At 71.5% G+C, this 16,897-nt stretch carries 14 protein-coding genes and 2 tRNA genes; 3 read left to right on the top strand and 13 right to left on the bottom strand.

The window, feature by feature from the left end; all coding sequences use genetic code 11:
• Positions 1-17 precede the first annotated feature (17 nt).
• On the bottom strand, positions 18-1,025 hold the full coding sequence (locus KZX45_RS02490) for an IS110 family transposase (protein ID WP_248256111.1): 1,008 nt from the start codon (positions 1,023-1,025) through the stop codon (positions 18-20).
• Positions 1,026-1,202: 177 nt separating this feature from the next.
• Between KZX45_RS02490 and dnaG the strand changes: the two genes are divergently transcribed.
• Positions 1,203-3,269 (top strand): DNA primase, encoded by a 2,067-nt coding sequence (gene dnaG, locus KZX45_RS02485; protein WP_248256110.1) that lies wholly within the window; start codon positions 1,203-1,205, stop codon positions 3,267-3,269.
• A gap of 60 nt (positions 3,270-3,329) precedes the next feature.
• Here dnaG and KZX45_RS02480 read toward each other — a convergent pair whose 3' ends face one another.
• The 11 genes from KZX45_RS02480 to KZX45_RS02430 all read right to left on the bottom strand — a co-directional run bounded on the left by KZX45_RS02480 (position 3,330) and on the right by KZX45_RS02430 (position 15,733).
• Positions 3,330-5,477, bottom strand: a complete 2,148-nt coding sequence (locus KZX45_RS02480; RefSeq protein WP_248256109.1) for an Ig-like domain-containing protein — start codon at positions 5,475-5,477, stop codon at positions 3,330-3,332.
• A 65-nt stretch (positions 5,478-5,542) separates the two neighbouring features.
• Positions 5,543-6,676: a hypothetical protein gene (locus KZX45_RS02475; RefSeq protein WP_248256108.1), complete on the bottom strand. Its 1,134-nt coding sequence runs from the start codon at positions 6,674-6,676 to the stop codon at positions 5,543-5,545.
• Positions 6,673-6,882: a hypothetical protein gene (locus tag KZX45_RS02470; protein WP_248256107.1), complete on the bottom strand. Its 210-nt coding sequence runs from the start codon at positions 6,880-6,882 to the stop codon at positions 6,673-6,675. The genes KZX45_RS02475 and KZX45_RS02470 overlap by 4 nt, the downstream gene beginning before the upstream one ends.
• A 2-nt stretch (positions 6,883-6,884) precedes the next feature.
• Entirely contained in the window at positions 6,885-7,280 is a 396-nt protein-coding gene (locus KZX45_RS02465) for a hypothetical protein (protein ID WP_248256106.1), read from the bottom strand.
• Positions 7,277-10,534 carry a lipopolysaccharide biosynthesis protein gene (locus tag KZX45_RS02460; RefSeq protein ID WP_248256105.1) on the bottom strand — a complete coding sequence of 1,086 codons (3,258 nt, stop codon included), beginning with the start codon at positions 10,532-10,534 and terminating at the stop codon, positions 7,277-7,279. Before KZX45_RS02460 ends, KZX45_RS02465 begins: the two co-directional genes overlap by 4 nt.
• A 101-nt stretch (positions 10,535-10,635) precedes the next feature.
• On the bottom strand, positions 10,636-11,481 hold the full coding sequence (locus KZX45_RS02455) for a glycosyltransferase (protein WP_248256104.1): 846 nt from the start codon (positions 11,479-11,481) through the stop codon (positions 10,636-10,638).
• Positions 11,478-12,614 carry a hypothetical protein gene (locus tag KZX45_RS02450; protein ID WP_248256103.1) on the bottom strand — a complete coding sequence of 379 codons (1,137 nt, stop codon included), beginning with the start codon at positions 12,612-12,614 and terminating at the stop codon, positions 11,478-11,480. The genes KZX45_RS02455 and KZX45_RS02450 overlap by 4 nt, the downstream gene beginning before the upstream one ends.
• Positions 12,611-13,603 (bottom strand): glycosyltransferase family 2 protein, encoded by a 993-nt coding sequence (locus KZX45_RS02445; RefSeq protein WP_248256102.1) that lies wholly within the window; start codon positions 13,601-13,603, stop codon positions 12,611-12,613. Before KZX45_RS02445 ends, KZX45_RS02450 begins: the two co-directional genes overlap by 4 nt.
• On the bottom strand, positions 13,600-14,466 hold the full coding sequence (locus tag KZX45_RS02440; RefSeq protein ID WP_248256101.1) for a glycosyltransferase family 2 protein: 867 nt from the start codon (positions 14,464-14,466) through the stop codon (positions 13,600-13,602). The genes KZX45_RS02445 and KZX45_RS02440 overlap by 4 nt, the downstream gene beginning before the upstream one ends.
• A 628-nt stretch (positions 14,467-15,094) precedes the next feature.
• Positions 15,095-15,167: transfer RNA gene (locus tag KZX45_RS02435), tRNA-Asn, on the bottom strand.
• 59 nt (positions 15,168-15,226) lie between these two features.
• On the bottom strand, positions 15,227-15,733 hold the full coding sequence (locus KZX45_RS02430) for a hypothetical protein (protein WP_248256100.1): 507 nt from the start codon (positions 15,731-15,733) through the stop codon (positions 15,227-15,229).
• A 67-nt stretch (positions 15,734-15,800) separates the two neighbouring features.
• Here KZX45_RS02430 and KZX45_RS02425 point away from each other — a divergent pair.
• Positions 15,801-15,874, top strand: a tRNA-Ile gene (locus KZX45_RS02425).
• A gap of 30 nt (positions 15,875-15,904) precedes the next feature.
• On the opposite strand, the gene KZX45_RS02420 is transcribed toward KZX45_RS02425, so the two are convergent.
• Positions 15,905-16,051 carry a hypothetical protein gene (locus KZX45_RS02420; protein ID WP_248256099.1) on the bottom strand — a complete coding sequence of 49 codons (147 nt, stop codon included), beginning with the start codon at positions 16,049-16,051 and terminating at the stop codon, positions 15,905-15,907.
• A gap of 155 nt (positions 16,052-16,206) precedes the next feature.
• Here KZX45_RS02420 and KZX45_RS02415 point away from each other — a divergent pair, with 155 nt between their 5' ends.
• On the top strand, positions 16,207-16,890 hold the full coding sequence (locus KZX45_RS02415) for an SGNH/GDSL hydrolase family protein (protein WP_248256098.1): 684 nt from the start codon (positions 16,207-16,209) through the stop codon (positions 16,888-16,890).
• Positions 16,891-16,897 lie beyond the last annotated feature (7 nt).

Genomic DNA, 16,897 nt, shown 5'->3' with positions numbered 1-16,897 from the left:
GCGCAGAGGCTCCGGGGTCAAGGGCGGCCGGAGGCCGTCGCGCAGCGATCGCGCAGCGACCCTTGAGGCCGGAGGGGCGTGCCCGACACCCTTGAGAACGTGGAGAGGCGCATCCGCTGGGGGCCGTGCTGGTAGGCCCAGGCGGACTCCACGAGCTGGGTGCGTAGGTGGACGTTGCCGGCGTGGGTGATGTGCCCGCGGCGGGTGCGTTCGCCGGAGGAGTGCTCGCTGGGGACGAGCCCGCAGAAGGCCATGAACGACCCGGCGGTAGGAAAGCGGCGCCAGTCCCCGACCTCAGCGGCCAACGTCAACGCGCCCAGGGAGGTGATGCCCCGGTAGGCGCCCAGGCGGGCCACCGGCTCGGCGAAGGGGGCGCGATCGAACCACGTCGCCAGGTCTGCCTCCACGGCAGCCACGGCCGCCTCCCGGACCGAGAGGGTGGCGAGGTAGTGCCGCAGGGTCGCCTGGGCGGCGGGGTCGTCCAGGCGCTGGACCGTGATCCACTCGCGGTGCTTGTACGTCCAGTTCTCCCCGTACCAGACCTTCCCGTGCCGCAGCAGGAACTTGCTCAGCCGGTGCTTGGCCCGGGTCTGGTCGATGACCATCTCCGCCCGGGCCCGGCACAGGTCCCGCACCCCCTCCTCGGCGAGGGTCGGGACCCGGATCGCGGTCAGCTCCCCGGCCCGATGCAGCCGGGCCAGGCGCCGGCAGTCCCGCTTGTCCGTCTTGACCCGGTCTCCCGGCGCGACAGGGATCAACGAGGGAGCGATGACCTCGCACGCCACTCCCAGCTCGACCAGTCGGCGGGCGAGGTCATACCCCGTCGGCCCCGCCTCGTAGCAGGCGATCAGTTCGCCCGGACGGTCGAACCGGGCGACCAGCCGGGCCACCGCGTCCGGGTCGGAAGAGATTTGCGACAGCGACGGCTCCTCCCGGCCCGGCTCGAGCACCGCGACCGAGATCGTCTTCTTGTGAACGTCCAGACCAAGGTGGATCAGGTCCCGACGATCCTTCACACTGGACATGACGACCGGCTCCTTCGTATGTGGCACCTTCCGCTCCAGGGTGGATGACCCACGCGAGATGCGAAACGGGCCGGCCGTTCCATGCTGACTAGAGCCGGTCGTCCACAGGCGTCGGGGCCTCGCGGACCGTCCCCGGCGGGGGCCGGGAACCGGACGCCGGGTGCCTACACTGACGTCATGGCAGGCCTGATCCGGCGCGAGGACATCGCGGCAGTCCGCGAACGTGCACGGATCGACGAGGTCGTCGGCACCTACGTCACCCTCAAGCCCGCCGGCGTCGGCTCGATGAAGGGCCTGTGCCCGTTCCACGACGAGCGCACGCCGTCCTTCCACGTGCGGCCGCAGCTGGGGCTGTGGCACTGCTTCGGCTGCGACGAGGGCGGCGACGTCATCTCCTTCGTCCAGAAGATCGACCACCTGCCCTTCGCCGAGGCGGTCGAGCACCTCGCCGCCAAGGTGGGCGTCCAGCTGCGCTACGAGGACGGGGACGGCCACGCCCGGCCCCGTGAGGAGCCCGGACGCCGGCAGCGGCTCATCGAGGCGCACCGGGTGGCCGAGGAGTACTTCGCCGGGCAGCTGGACTCGCCGGGCGCCGCCCCGGCGCGGCAGTTCCTCGCCGAGCGCGGCTTCGACCGGCAGGCCGCCGCGACCTTCGGCGTCGGGTACGCCCCGCAGGGGTGGGACAACATGCTGCGGCACCTGCGCGGCCGCGGGTTCACGGAGGCCGAGCTCACCGCCTCCGGCCTCGTCTCCCAGGGCAACCGGGGGGTCTACGACCGCTTCCGTGGCCGTCTCGTCTGGCCGATCCGGGACATCACCGGCGAGACGGTCGGCTTCGGAGCCCGCCGGCTGCTCGAGGAGGACCAGGGCCCGAAGTACCTCAACACCCCCGAGACCGCGATCTACAAGAAGTCCCAGGTCCTGTACGGCCTGGACCTGGCCAAGCGGGCCATCGCCAAGGAGCGCAAGGTCGTCGTCGTCGAGGGGTACACCGACGTCATGGCCGCCCACCTGGCGGGGGTGGGCACCGCCGTCGCCACGTGCGGGACCGCGTTCGGCACGGACCACATCCGCATCGTCCGCCGGCTGCTCGGCGACTCCGCCGACTCCGCCTCGGGGGTGATCTTCTCCTCCGGGGCCACCTACGGCGGCGAGGTCATCTTCACCTTCGACGGCGACTCCGCCGGCCAGAAGGCCGCCCTGCGCGCCTTCGAGGAGGACCAGCGGTTCGCGTCGCAGACCTTCGTGGCCGTCGGGCCCGACGGACTCGACCCGTGCGACCTGCGGCTCCAGCGCGGCGACGCCGCGGTGCGCGACCTCGTCGCGGCCCGTCAGCCGCTGTTCGCGTTCGCCATCCGCTCCGTGCTCGCCCAGCTGGACCTGTCGACGGCGGAGGGCCGGGTCGCCGCCCTGCGTGCCGCAGCCCCCGTCGTCGCCGGGATCCGGGACCGGGCCCTGCGCTCGGAGTACGCCCGCTCGCTGGCCGGCTGGCTCGGCATGGACGAGGTGGCCGTGCGCCGGGCGGTGCAGGCGGCCGAACGCTCGGGACGGGCCGGGCCTGGGGGGAACGAGCCGTCCGGACGGCCGGGCGACGGCCGGTCCGGGAGCAGGCCCGACAACGGCGGCCGGTTCGACGGTGGTGGCCGGTCCGACGGCGGCCGGTTCGACGGCGGTCCCGCCGCGCAGGCCGCCGGACGCCGCGACGGCGGAGGCGGCGGCCCCCGCGCCTTCCGGGAGGACCCCGTGGCCCAGCTCGAGCGTCAGGTCCTCGAGGTGGTTCTGCAGCTCCCGCAGCACGCCCTCGGCGCCGGGTTCGACGCGCTGGCGCCGGACACCTTCACCGTGCCCGCCTACCGCGGGGTCCACGACGCGATCCGCGCCGCGGGCGGGACGACCGCCTACGGCCAGGAGGTCGAACGGCTCACGGCCCAGGGCGCGGGCGGCGACGTGGCCGGGCACGCGGCGGCCCGCTGGGCCGAGCAGGTCCGCGAGAACGCCGGCGGACCGGTCGCGGGCGTCATCACGGAGCTCGCCGTCGCGCCCCTTCCGGAGGACCGGCCCGAGTCGCTGGCCGGGTACGCCCAGGGGGTGCTCGTGGCCCTCATCCGCATGGGCCTGACCCGCGAGATCGCCGACGTCAAGGGCAGGCTGCAGCGCACCGACCCCGCCGACCCGGGCTACGGGCAGATCTTCGCCGACCTCATGGAGTTGGAGAACCGGCGCCGCTCGCTCAGCCGGGAGTGACCCGCGGCGGGTGCCGTGACCGGGCACCCGCCGCTTCGATGGCCCCGTGACCCCCCTGGGTCACGAGAAGGTGAGGGTCAGCCGAGGCGCGTAGGACGCCTGTTCGCGCGACGCGACCTCGACACCATCGCTGCTGGTGGTCGAGTTAAGGGCGAGCGTGAGCTCGGACCCGAGGCTCGCGGTCAGCTCCGAGGCGGTGAGGGAGATGACGTACGTGGTGTGCCGCGTGGTGCTCGCCAGGCTTCCCAGCGTGGTGCCTGTTGCGGGCCGGGTGCTGTAGGTCAGCGTGCTCTCGGTCCAGGCGGTCTCGGGGACCAGCTTGACGGTCTGGGTACCGGTGGACCCGCTCGTGGTGACCCGGAGCTGCAAGGTCGCCGACGTCACGGTCCGGCCGGCGTAGGGGCGCAGGTCGAACCTGAGGTAGGAGACGTCCACAGGGGCCTTGTCCGCGCTGAGGATGTTGCTGGCGCCGTAGTTCGCGCCGGGCGTGGTGCTGCGGACGAACGCGTCGGCTGTCGGTGTCAGCGTGACGGTCTCGCTCGGTGGTGGTGGCGGTGGCGGTGGCGCGGATCCCGCCGTGGTGAACGTCCATGTCCGGTCGCTGGCGAGGACGTTGCCGGCGAGGTCGCGGATACCGTTCGTGCCGCCGTGAAGCGTGGCGGTGTAGGAGGTGTTCTCCGCGAGGGCCGACTGCGGCGTCAGCGTCACGGTGCGGCCGGACGTGGAGATGGCGGCAGGCACCATGCCCGCAGGTCCCTCCAGGGTGAAGGTCGAGGCCGTGACGCTCGCGGGGTCGACGTCCTCGTCGAACGTGGCACTGACCGTGGGGGTGACGCTCACGTCGGTGGCGCCGTCGGCGGGGACGACGCCGGCGATCGACGGTGCCGTCGTGTCCGGGGGAGGGGTCGGCGGTTCGCCGAGCGGGAGGTAGGCGTGGAGGTAGTACCGCGTGCTGTCGTCACCTGCGAGCACCACCAGGCCGGTCGAGGTGGTGACGGACTGCTTGGTCGAGGTGACGTTGTTGACCTTCGGGTCCAGAGCGCTCTTGATCACCGGCGTGCCGAGGCCAGCTTCGAACCCGGTGCTCAGGTCGAAGGAGATGTTCTTCGAGTAGACCACGCCGCCGCTGCAGCAGGGCGCCGCACCGAACACGTGAGCACGGGAGTTGGCGGCGTCGAGCACGACGACAGCGCGGGTGACGTCCTGAGCTACTGTCCACACCGTGCGCGCGGTGTACTGGGCGGTGGCGATGTCGAACCGATAGAGCACGATGAGGGGGTCGCCCGCGACCTGGGAGCCGTCGTTGAGGGAGGTTTTCACCGCGGCGAACACCTGTCCCGAGGCGGCGTCGACCGATTTGATGTTCAGGTGGTCGTCGGCGCAGCGTGGGAGGTCGCAGAGGGCCTCCTTGAGCGACCAGTCGGCGGCGGTGTCGCCCGTCCCGTCGTCGTGCGTGGCGAAGTACAGCCTGTCCTCCGTCTGGTTGCTCCACAGGACGCCGACCTTGCCGCCGGTCGCCACGAGGGTGGCGATGTCGTCCGAACCGAGCGTGCTGGCGCCCGCCGTCGGCAGCACGTACGGAGCCATCCACTGCCCGTCGCCGCCGTTGGTCCTGGTGACGAAGACGGATCGGCCCGTCCCCGTGGTGTCCGTGTATGCCATCCAGAGCGTGCCGGTGCTGTCCCGGTCGATGACGGCAGACTCGACCTTCTTGTTCGTCACGGTCACCGGGAAGCCGGCGTCGGTCGCGTACTTCTTCGCCTGCGCGTCATAGCTGAGCCTCGTCATGGTGACCCTGACGTCCGCGAGCGACGACGTCGCCTTGACGTGGAACATGACGTAGAGCTTCCCGCCGCTCCAGAGCACGTCAGACTGCACCGGTTTGCGTGTCTCCACCGCGGTGCCGGTGGTGGTCCAGGTCTGCGAGGCCCGGTCGAGGCGGAAGATCTCCCAGTTCTTGGAGGTGGCGTTGTACAGCACGCCCCACCACGAGCCGTCGTTGTGCCACAGCTTGCTCTGGGGCTTGTCGCCCGTGGGGGCGCTGATGGAGGTGCTGTAGGAGAAGTCGCGGTAGCCGGCATCGACCGGCTCCGCAGCCGCGGTCGGCACGAGTACGGACCATCCGAGCAGGGCGGCAAGGACGAGCGCAGCTGTCCTCAGCCGCCCGTGCGAGTCGGCCCGGGACCGGGCCGCGTCTGGGACTGTCACGATCACACCTTTTTCATCGCAGGTATGTCTGTCGTTGCCGGTGGGAATCACACCGGCGTGAGCCGTCACGGCTTGTCCACGCCCCACCGGCACAGGCGGGCCCGGCAGGCCGTCGCGTCGATGTGGACCCAGGTAGGGCGATCCCGCTGGTGGACCGCGTTCACCCCTCTGGCGAAGGGGGACCACGTCCCCGTGTTGAGGTAGAGAGCGGGTCGATCGGTCGACGAACGCGGGGTCGGCAGCTCGACGCGGCGGGCTTCGTGGGTGTGCCCGAAGACGTAGAACGGCGTCTCGCGATGGTGTGTCCGGAGCACCTCGTGCACGGCTGCTGCGCTGGCCGTCATCACCTGGTTCATCTCGTGCTGCGCTCCACGCCCCGCGGTGCGCCTCAGGATGCGCAGGACCGTGGCAGTCGTGCTGACTCGCGAGACGCCGTCCAGCTCGGCGAGCACGTCGGCGGGCAGGTCGACGCTGGGGGCGTAGGCCTCGAGATGACCTGCGTAGCTCGCACGGGCGCGCATGCCGTCGGCCCTGCTGGCGGCCACCAGCATCGCGGCGGCGAGGATCGGGACGGCGGCCGTCCCCGCCATGCCACGAACCGTTCCCGCGCTACCGTCGCGGTGAGCGCGAGCGAGCACGGCGGCGGGTGTCCTCGGCGTGCCCCGGGACAGCTGCTCGGCCTGAGCCAGCAGGCAACCCACACGGTTGATGTCGTGGTGCTGGCTGCCGTGCTCGGCATGGAGGAGTCCGTCCACCCTGTAGAGCCAGGGGTGGAACGCGAGTCCGCCGGTTCCGGCCCGGAGGCGGTCCGCGACGACCCGCTGGACGTCCGGGTGCATGAGCTCGAAGTCGTGGTTGCCCGCGACGACGTCGACCCGGCCGCCTCTCTCGAGCAGCGACCGCACGCCGGCGAGGGACAGGGGGGCGCACCTCTGCACGCGATCCATCACCGCCGCCGCCCGAGCGGCAGCTCCGATCCCGCGCGACGACCGCGTGCGCGGGGCCGCCGCCGGGAAGTCGAGGAAGTCGCCCAGCAGCACCAGGCGCCACGATCGGCCGCGTCGATCCTGGGCCCGCGCGACCGCGTCGACGAACTCGGCGAACGCCCGGTCGTGCGGGCCGCCGGGCTGCTCGTACGCGCCCAGGTGGAGGTCGCTCACGAGGAAGAGGTCCTCCGGGGCTGCGGGCGCGCCGTTCACAGGATGTCCTGGAGGGTGAGGACGGTGGCGACCACGAGAAGCACGGATGCCGGGAGAAGTGCGTACCGGTGGCCGCGGCTGAGTCCACTGCCGTGCCCGCTGAGGTGTGACATCTCGGCCAGGAGGAGGACGAGGACGACCACCGCGGCGCTGACCAGGCCGGTGGCACGGACGAGTGCCTCGACGACGTCGCTGAGCCGGAACATGGTCAGGTCCTGACGCGCAGGTGTCTGGGTGACGGATGCGGGGCCAGAGCGGCGGCGACGGTCAGGACCGCGAGAGCCACGAGCGCCGCCCCGGGGCTCCAGCCCCCGGCGTACATCGCCACCATCGCCACCACCTGATCGAGCACGAGGCTCAGCGCGACCGCCAGAGAGGCGACCGCGAGCCGGGAGGGCAGTCGTAGGATCCGGACCAACGCCAGTCCGGGGCAGACGAGCAGGAATGACAGCTCGACCGCAGCCCGCGGCACGGGTGGGAACGGAAGGAAGTACGCGGCGAGCGCGATCGCGGATGCCAGGATGAGAGCCGCGGTCGTCCGCCTGTCCGAGGTCGCCACGACGGCGCGCGCAGTGGCGGCGGCACCGCTCCGGGAAGCGCTCATGGCCGGGCCTCCTTCGCGAAGAGAGCGCCGTCACTGCTGCTGGCGACGAGTCGCCATCCGTGCCGGTTCTCGAGCTCGTCGGTCAGCTGCTCCTCGGTGGCCCGGTCGAGCCCTCCGTAGAACTCGGTGTAGGCGCGTTGGCTCCGGGTGACCACGAACCAGCCGCCGCCGCGCGAGCTCTCGGCGAGCTCGGTCATGTGCGTCGCGAGCTCGGCGGGGTCTCCCGGGTCAGTGCCCATGTTGTCGACGATGCGGTACTCGTGCTGCTCGTACTCCTGGTCCTTCCAGGGGACGTTGTTCGCCAGGGCGAAGAGGTAGGCACCCGGGTCCGCCCCCGCGTACATCGCGGAAACCAGGGCTGCCTCCCCCTTGGTGAACTGGTCGATCCGGGCGTTGCCGTAGCGGCTGACGATCAGGCCGGGGGCGAGCAGACCGGTGATGACCACGACGGCCACTGGGACCGCCCACCACCTGCCGGGGAGGCGCGCGGGGGTCGGAAGGAGCGCTGCAGCGGCGAGAAAGGCCATGAAGGGCAGCGAGAAGAGGTAGCACCTGAGAAGCATCTCGCCGCCGTACGGCTGCATCGGGAGGAGGAGGTACGCGGCTGCGCCCAGCATGACCGCGGTGCGGTCCCACCGGCCGTGCCGTAGCCGGCGGAGCGTGCCCACCACGGCAAGCGCCCCCACCACGGCGGAGAAGGCGAGGCGGACTCGCACGACGAGGAGATGGCCTGGTGTGCCCTCGATCCGTTCGAGCAGGTTGGCGTTGGTCGCCATGCCGATGTCTCCGGCGTCGCCGAGCAGGCTCGGAAGGTGCCCCGAGGTGTAGGCGGTCGCGGCGAAGAGGAGCCAGGCGAGCGCGGCGACCGCCGTCACGGCTGTCAACGTCCGTACGCTCCGTCCGTGCGCGAGCGTGAGCACCGCGAGCGCCACCAGGACGGCGTACGGGGTGAGCTGGTGGCTCGGCACCGTTGCCAGGACCAGCACAGCCAGCACCGCGAAGAGCAGCGCGCGGGTGCGGTCCGGCAGCGAGGGACCGACGGGTGTGTCGAGGAGTGGTTGCGGCGCAGCAGGCTGCCGGCGGAACAGGTTGCCCGACGGGCCCGTGTGGGGTCCGCTGTACCACCTGAGGACGACGGCGAGGCAGGTGAGGTAGAGGAGGTACGTGTAGCTCTGGGGTGCGAAGTAGTCCTGGTTCGGCCACTGCGCCAGATAGAAGACCCAGATGGCCAGCCACTGCCGTCGGCGGTCCGACGTCAGGGCGCGCATCAGGAGAATGAGCGGCGGGAGGTACAGCAGGTTGGTGTATAGCGGGGCCAGGTGGGCCAGGGACAGCGGCTTCTCGAAACCGGCGATCTCGCTCAGCAGCGCACCGAGCATGAAGAAGCCGGGCCAGCTGAAGTAGGCGTCCAGGCTGGGGTCCGGGGTACCGGTGCGGGCGAGGTTCTCGACGATACCCGCGTGGCGGAAGGAGACGTTGAGCCGGGGAAGTTCGGACGCGACGACGGGTACCCCGAACAGCACCACCACCAGGCCGACGACGCACACGCCCAGGAGCCAGTCCGGGGCAGAACGGACCGCGAGCAGGGTCCCGAAAAGGACGCACATCCCGGCGATGCCGATCCAGTAGGTGGCCGGAAGGAGCTCGACGATCCCCGTGTCGGTGGCGTCAGCCATGTCGATCGACGCAGCGGCCGTCACAGCCAGGACCGAGCCCGCCAGCAGGATGCCGAGCGCGACGCCGACAAGCAGCGCGTTGCGCCGCGGGGTCGCGCGGCCCGGCGGAGCGGCTCTGGCGTGTCTGGCCGTGCCCGTCCGTACCGGACCGCGCGCCGAGCCTGGCTCCAGCACCGCCAGACCAGCGGGTGGGCCGTCGTCCGCCACGAGCTGGCGCTGGTGGATGATCGGTCCGGGATCGGGCGGGGCTGACCGTGGGGACCGCGCCAGGGCTGTACCGGCGGGCGCGGCGACGGCGGCGTCAGCGCCGCCCTTGCCCAGCGCGGACGCGGCCGTCTGGGCGAGCGTCGGCGTGACCACCGGGTCGGGCTCGCCGGCCGTCGCCGAGGTCTGCCCGGCGATCCGTCGAACCATGCCCGCGATACGCACACCGGCCCACGCAGCGGTGGCTGCCTGCACGAGCACCCATGCCACCGCCATGCCGAGCAGGCCGTGGGAGAGCCCGGCGGCCGTCGTCGCAGTCACGGCGGCACAGGCGGACAGGACGCCGAGGACGAGCGCCTCTCGTATCCGGCCCGCCGCGCGGCTCAGCGAGAAGTACGTCTGCACGATCGTGACCGGGAGGACGCCGACCACGAGGATCCGGAGCGGCCAGGCGCCCTGCTGGGCGTAGTCCGGACCGAGCAGCGAGAGAGCCGGTACCGCTGCGAGCGCGAGGCCGACCGCACCGAGCGTCCCGAGCTTGAGGGACCAGCGCAGCGAGCTCCGTAACGTCCGGCTGATCGTGGCGGGGACTCGTGCCGCCTCGGCGAACGTGGCGATGCCCACGGAGATCGGCATGACGTACACCGCCCAGGCCATCATCCACACCGCGTACCAGTGGGCGGTGGAAGTCGGGCTGAGGAACTCGGTGACGAGGATGGGCAGCAGGAGGGGCGGGACGCGCTCCGACAAGGTCAGGGCATGGTTTGGCACGCCACGCCGCGCGAGCAGGCGGACGAGGGCCCGTGCGGGTCGCGGTCGATAGGTGTATCTCAGGGACCGGCGGAGCTGCCACACCCCGATGAGAGCCGCGGCGGCGCCGCCCAGCACCCAGCAGAGGAAGAGGTCCGCGGCGGGGACCTCGGTCCTGGCGGATCCGAGCACGAACGCCGCGGTGATGGTGACCAGCGAGCCGGCGACATTCCGGGCGAGGACCTGTCTGCCGCGCCCGAGCGCCATGGACACCTGGTCGAGCAGGGCCCCGAGCGTCCCCAGGACGGCCATCACGAGGAACAGCGTGGCCGCTGTCCCGTCGGTCATGGCGGCGGCCATGTTCGTGCTGAGCGTCCCGTTCAGGCCGAGGAACAGCGCACCGGCGACGACGGCCGCGAGGGCCACCATCGTGATCGCCGAGTCCAGGAGAGCCTTGGGCGCAGCGGCGAACTCGGGGAAGGAACGGATGAACGCGGCTCCGACCCCGAGCAGAGCGAACTGGGTGCACAGCGTCACCCCGCTCACCATGGCGGCGGTGAGGCCCACCTCCTGCGCGGAAGTGATGTTCGCAGCGACGATCCAGAAGACGAATCCGCTACCCATCTGGGCGACTTTGCCGGCGATCAGACCGAGCGAGCTGCCCTGCAGAGTTCCAGGGGGAACTGGCGGGGCAGCTGTCTCGTGCCTGTCGCGCAACGACGTCATCAGGTGGCCAGCCCCCGTGCCACGCCGACGTAGTTGTAGGCGGTGAAGGCCGCGAAGTAGGGAATGAACTGGGGGTGGCCGTGTCGCACGCTCAGCGCGAGGCCACGGATCCCCGCCGCGGCCGGGAGCGCGAGGAGGTGCGCCGCGTGCAGGCCCCGGGTCCTGACCATACGTCCGAGTCCCTTGCCGTCCATGAGGAACTGGTCGCGCGCGAACTCGAACGTGTCGCCGTCGAAGCGGTGCGTCACGAGGGTGGTGCGCGAGACCCCGATGCGGCCGACCTGCCTCAACCGCCACCTCAGGTCAATGTCCTCGCCGGACAGGAACCTCGGGTCGAAGCCGGTCTCGAGAAGCGTCTGTCGTTCCACGATCGTGGCGACGACACCGAACCAGTACCGGCTGCGACCGGTGCGGTGGTGAAAAGTCAGCGCCCTGCCCCAGTAGCCGGGCCCGGAGGTGCTCTTGAGGCCCGCCTGGAGAGCGACGTACCCTCCCTCGACGTACTCCTCGAGCAGGGACGCGAGTGCCCCCGGGGGGAGAACGACGTCGGCGTCCACCAGGGCCACCCAGGGGGTGGACGCCGCCTCGACGCCCATCATGCGTGCGGCGGGTAGACCGCGCCCGCCGTCGGACAGCACCCTCGCCCCGTGCCGGCGTGCCACCTTGCGGCTCCCGTCGGAGGACACGCCGTCCACCACGATCACCTCCCGCGCGCCCGCGGCGCCGACGGAGGCCAGGCAGCCCTCCAGCAGGCGTTCGGCGTTGCGCACGGGAACGACCACCGTCAGGTCGGCGACGGTCGGGCGGCGGTCGGCCGCCGCCTGGGGCTCGGTCTCGGTGCTCATGCGTCTCCCTCACCGAGGAGCCGACGGACGTGGGAGACGATCGAGTCCGAGGCCGCGTCCGGGGACATCGCCGCGGGAACCTGCATGAGGAACGTCGGCACGTCCTTCAGGGCGGAGCGCAGAACGCTTGCCTTCGCACTGAAGTACTCGTCGAGGGGGAGCATCCCGGTCGCGCCCAGGGCGGTGACGAGACTCTGCGAGTGACCAGGCATCTCGATGTGGAAGTTGCCGACCATGCGGGAGGCCATCCAGCGAACGTCGCGCTCCACGACCCGGGTGGTGCTGCCGGCATATCGCTCCAGGTAAACCGCCATGGTGAGCGGCGCCCGGGTGGAGATCGCCCGGTCGCCGAGGGCCCTCTCGGGGGTGGTCATCCGGTGCTCAGGGGACCAGCGGCGGGAAAATGCGGCGGCACGCGGGTAGCGGGCAAACAGAGGGTGCACGACCGTGGTGAGATGGCCGACCGGGCGAGAGAGCCCGACCGGCACCATCGGCTTGCGCGGGCCCTCGAAGAGGTGCGGGTAGATCTCGCGGTGGTGCGGCTTGATGAACATCGGCTTGGCGAAGCCGAGCAGTTCTCCGTCCTCGGAGAGGAACCCCCAGTCGTCGCCCATGAAGGACGCGCCCTCGAGCCGCATGAACTTCGCGATGGTGCTGGTCTTGCCGGTACCGCCGGCGGCCGGCATGGCGATACCCATGCCTTTGTACTCGATCGTCGCGGCGTGGAACGTGGCGGCTCCGTTTCTGACCATGAGGGCGTCGACGAGCGGCAGAACGCTGGTGAGCAGCTCTCCCGGACCGTGAAGGCGGTAACCGGCGTCGGTCCTCACGACCTGGACCCGTGCGTCCGGGATCGTCACCGCGTCGTCGGTGTAGCTGAGCGTGGTCTCGAGGTCTGCGGCGTCGGGGATCTGCTCGAAGGTCTTGCTGACGACGAGCTCGGAGTCGCCGGAGCCCGGGGAGGTCGTCCGGAAGCAGCGGAACATGTCTTTCAGCTGCGGTGCTGTCGGGGTCCCGCGCGCCACCCGCATCGACACCCGGCCGTGAAGGTCGAAGTGTGTCCACCGGTCGGCGGACGCGACGCCGCCGGCAGCTGATGTCGGACCGTGGCCCGGCTTGTCGACCAGGGTCATGGTGTCTCCTTGGGTTGAGGGCGTCGAACGATTTCTCGCCCGCGGTGCAGGACGTAGCCGGCTGCGGCGCTGCCGAGGCCGGCGCACATGGCCGCCGCGCTGGCGAGTCGATGGAGGTCGTGCGGTCCGCGAAGGCCGGAGAGCTGTCGAGCCACGCCGCGCGGGATGGTCCGGCGTACGTACCCGCGTTCGGCGGCGAGCGCGGGGCCAGCCCCGGCGAGCCGGGCGACCGCGGCCTTGGAGATCCCCTCCGACCAGCATCTGGCGAGCAGGTACCGCACCGTCGCGCGCTCGGGAGGAACCGTGTGCGCGACGACGGCGCTCGGGTCGTAGATGATCTTCGAGCAGGGCCAGCGGCGCCGAGCGCGGATGGAGAGCTCGGTCTCCTCGCACCCGACCGGGAGCGAGCCGACACGGCCTACCGACGCGTCGAAACCGCCGACCGTCTCGAAGACCGCCCGGCGAAAGGACATGCCCGCGCCGATCGGGTTTCTCACCTCCGCCAGCGACGTCGGCTGCCCGCGGTACGAGCAGCCGACCACCCACTCGAACTCAGCCGGGTACCAGGCGGGGCGGCCCTGGACCCAGTGTGCACGGACGTGTCCACCCACCCCCAGCACCTCGGGCACGTCGTAGTGCCGCATCATCAGCTCGAGCCAGTCGGGCGCGGCCTCCGCGTCATCGTCCAGGAACGCGACGACGTCGCCGTGGGAGACGGCCACACCGGTGTTCCGGGCTCCGGACAGGCCCCGCACACTGCTGTTGGACACCACGACGACGTCCGGGAAGGCGGCCCGCGCCCGGCTCAGCAGCTCATCGTTGTGGTCGACCACCAGGACGATCTGCTCGGGAGGGCGCGTCTGCGACACCAGGGATCCTAGGGCGCGCTGCGTCAGCGGCCAGCGGTCGTCCCTGTACGCGCAGACCACAGCAGACACGGCGAGGTGCCGTGGCGGTGCACCGGGCTCGGCCCCGGTCCGTTCGCTCATTGGCCGAGCGGGTCGTCGACGGAGACGGTGGCCTGGACCTCGACGGTGACGGACGTCGTCACCTCGGACTGTGCATGCACGACTGCCAGCGTGACCTGCGTCTCCGTCGCCGGGCGTCGGTGGAGCGAGTCGACGACCAGAGGAGGACGCCGGCGCAGGCGCTCGCGGGCAAGGGTCCGAAACACGCGACCGCCGTCCCTGAACGTGTTGAGGTTGGAGACCCCGTTCCGGCGCTCGAGCTCCATGCTGGGCACCTCGGCGATCCGCAGCCGGGCCTTGATCGCGTGGAGGATCAGTTCCGTCTCGATCTCGAAGCCGTGCGCCGTCAGCTGCAGCACCGGCAGGACGTCCCGCCGGAATGCCACGAAGCCGTAGCACAGGTCGCTGAACGGCACGGCGAACATGGTGTTCACGGCCGTGACAAGGCAGCGGTTCCCCCAGTTGCGGAGTCGGGTGATGTCCGTCGAGCCGGCCTCGGGCAGGTACCGCGAGCCCTTGACGAACTGGTAGCCCTCGCTGAGCGCGGTGACGAAGTCGTCGATCTCAGCCGGGTGCATGCTCCCGTCCGCGTCCATCATCACGATGTACTCGCCGGTGGCCGCGTCGAAACCGGTGCGCACCGCCATCCCCTTCCCGCGCCCGCGCTGCTGGACCACGCGGATGTCGGGGCGGCAGCGGCGCGCGACGGCGACCGTGTCGTCGGTGGAGTACCCGTCGACGAGGATGACCTCGTCCACGGAGGCGGGGATCCGCTCGAGCACCCAGGGCAGGTTCTCCGCCTCGTTGAGCGCGGGAATGATCAGCGTGACCGATGGGCGGGCAGCAGGTTGGGAGACGACCGCGGCGGGGGCCGCCACGGTCATCGCGGTCTCCTGCGGAGCTGTGGTGTCGAGGTGAGCGGCGAGTGTGCTCTCGTGCGTTTCTCGGGGGACGGGCTTGAGGGTTTGAGCGCGAAGGTGGTCCGGTCTGACCGTGGGGGAGGAACTCACGGGTCGGATCCCCTTTCCTGGCATCATGTCGGCGAGCCGAGCGGTTTCTCATGTCCGGCCGGCCGGTCCGAGCGAGCGATCACGGTCGGTGCCGGCGCCAACGGTGCTCTGCAGATCTCGACCGGATGGCCCGGTGCTCGCGATGAGCACCGGGCCCGGAGAGAGACGTGGTAGCGGGGCAGGTGGCTGGCGGACACGGTGGGTTGGTCGGGCGTCCGCACCGTCCCCAGACTGGAGATGCTCTCCGGTGCGCCGCCTGTTGTTCTGCTGGGGCTGGGGATCGACCCAGTAGACAGGACGTCAGGGCCTGAACGCGGCGCATCTGCCGGGTGAGCACGGGTGAAACCCCGAGTGTCAGATGGATGAATGAACGCTTAACGGTCATCCCACCCTCGGGTGACCAGTACCGGACGGTCGCCACGGGCCGCACCGGATGTAGCCGGCGCGCGCGCCGGCGCAGAGAAGAAGGCCCGGAGCCCTCAAGGGGATCCGGGCCTTGCTGCTCCCGCGACTGGACTCGAACCAGTAACCGTCCGATTAACAGTCGGATGCTCTGCCAATTGAGCTACGCGGGATCGCGAGATGAGACTTTAGCAAAGAACGGAGGTCCTTCCGGACCACCACGGGCCGACGCTCATGTGGGAAGCCCCACAGCGGCCCGCGCCCGGCGCTCGAGGTCGTCGATGAGCTGGCGCTCGGCGTCGTCCCCGCGCAGCGGTCCCTGCGCCGTCAGCTGCGAGAGGAGGCCGCCGGACTCGTCGCGGCGGATGTTGACCCGGACGAGGGCGCCGCCGGGGGTGTCCATGCTCTCGGTGTGCACCACGGAGGACTGCACGCGCTCGCGCAGCACGGAGGTGAAGTGCTCCACCTGGTCGCTGGTGGGTCGCAGCACCAGCGGCACGGTGGCGCCGTCGACCCAGGACACCGTGAACTCGCGGGCCTCGCCGTCCCACCGTCCGTGCTCGACGGTGTGCCAGGGGTAGCGGCCGCTGACGCCGGCGGCCTCGGCGAGCACGAGGGCCCGGGTGGTCACGACGGCCCACCGGCCGTCGGTGAGCTCGGCCCAGGCGAGCGGGTCGTCCTGGCGGTCCAGGTGGGTGCTGACCTCGCGGGGCAGCTTGGGTGTGCGGCGGCCGATCATGATGGACACGGTAACCGTCCGTACACCGGTACGCTGGACGGCGTCGTGGCGCCGGAGCGTCGCGCGCGCCCCTGTAGCTCAGCCGGTCAGAGCAGCGGACTCATAATCCGTCGGTCGCGGGTTCAAGCCCCGCCGGGGGCACCGTCGTCGGACCGGGCGGGCACGCTCGCGTCAGACCCAGCGAGTGCCCAGCGGCGTGTACTCGCGGCGTTCCTTGCCGCAGCGGCGGCACTGCGCGTAGCGGGCCGCCCGGCCCGGGACAGCGGGCTCGTTCCTCAGCTGCCAGGAGTGGATCCCGACCCGGCACCTCAGCCTCATGGCAGACCTCCTCGTCCACCTGTTCCGACAAGCCCATGGTCCGCCCACCGCGGCGACCCGGTCAACGTCCTTCTGAAAGGCCGGAGGACACCGCGACGGCGGGACGCCCGCCCGGGCAGGCCTGACCCGTGTGACCATGTCGGGGGAAGCGGGAGGTGACCGACGTGCGCATGGCGGCCCTGGTGCTCGCCGTCGTGGCGGCTCTCCTCCCGGGGAGCTGCGCGGACGGCCCGGAGACCGTCGTGGACGCCGGGACCGCAGCTCCGGACGCCGTCCGGCTCGCCGTCGTCGGCGACTCCATCACCGAGGCCGACAGCCCCGACTTCGACGGCGGGCGGCTCGGGCCCGAGTCGTGGGTCCACCACGCGGTCGGGGACGACGTCGTGCTGGCCGGCGGGTGGGCCCGGTGGGGTGCCACCACGGCGCAGATGGCGGCCGCGGTCGAGCCCGTCGAGGCCGACGTCCTGGTCGTCCTCGCCGGAACCAACGACGTCGGCTCGGGGGAGCCGGCCGCAGGCACCCGGGAGAACCTGCGCCGGATCGCCGACGTCGTCGGCGCCCCGCGGGTGGTGCTCTCGGCCGTCCCGCCGATCGACGCCGCACCTGACCTGGCCACCGACCTCAACGCCGAGCTCGAGGACCTCGCGGCCGACGAGGGGTGGCAGTGGGTGGACGCGCCGGCGGGCGTGCGCGACGGCGACCGGTTCGCGGACGGCATGGCGTCCGACGGGCTGCACCCCACCGCGGCCGGCGCCCGCGTCATCGGCGAGGCGGTCCGCGAGGCGGTCCTCAAGGCGGTGCTCGACGCGGGCGGGCAGGCACCGGACGCGGGCGGTTAGGGACCAC

Source organism: Georgenia sp. EYE_87 (assembly GCF_023148685.1).
Lineage (GTDB): Bacteria > Actinomycetota > Actinomycetes > Actinomycetales > Actinomycetaceae > Georgenia.
The sequence above is the reverse complement of the archived record's forward strand: the minus strand, read 5'-3'. Positions and strand labels throughout refer to the sequence as shown.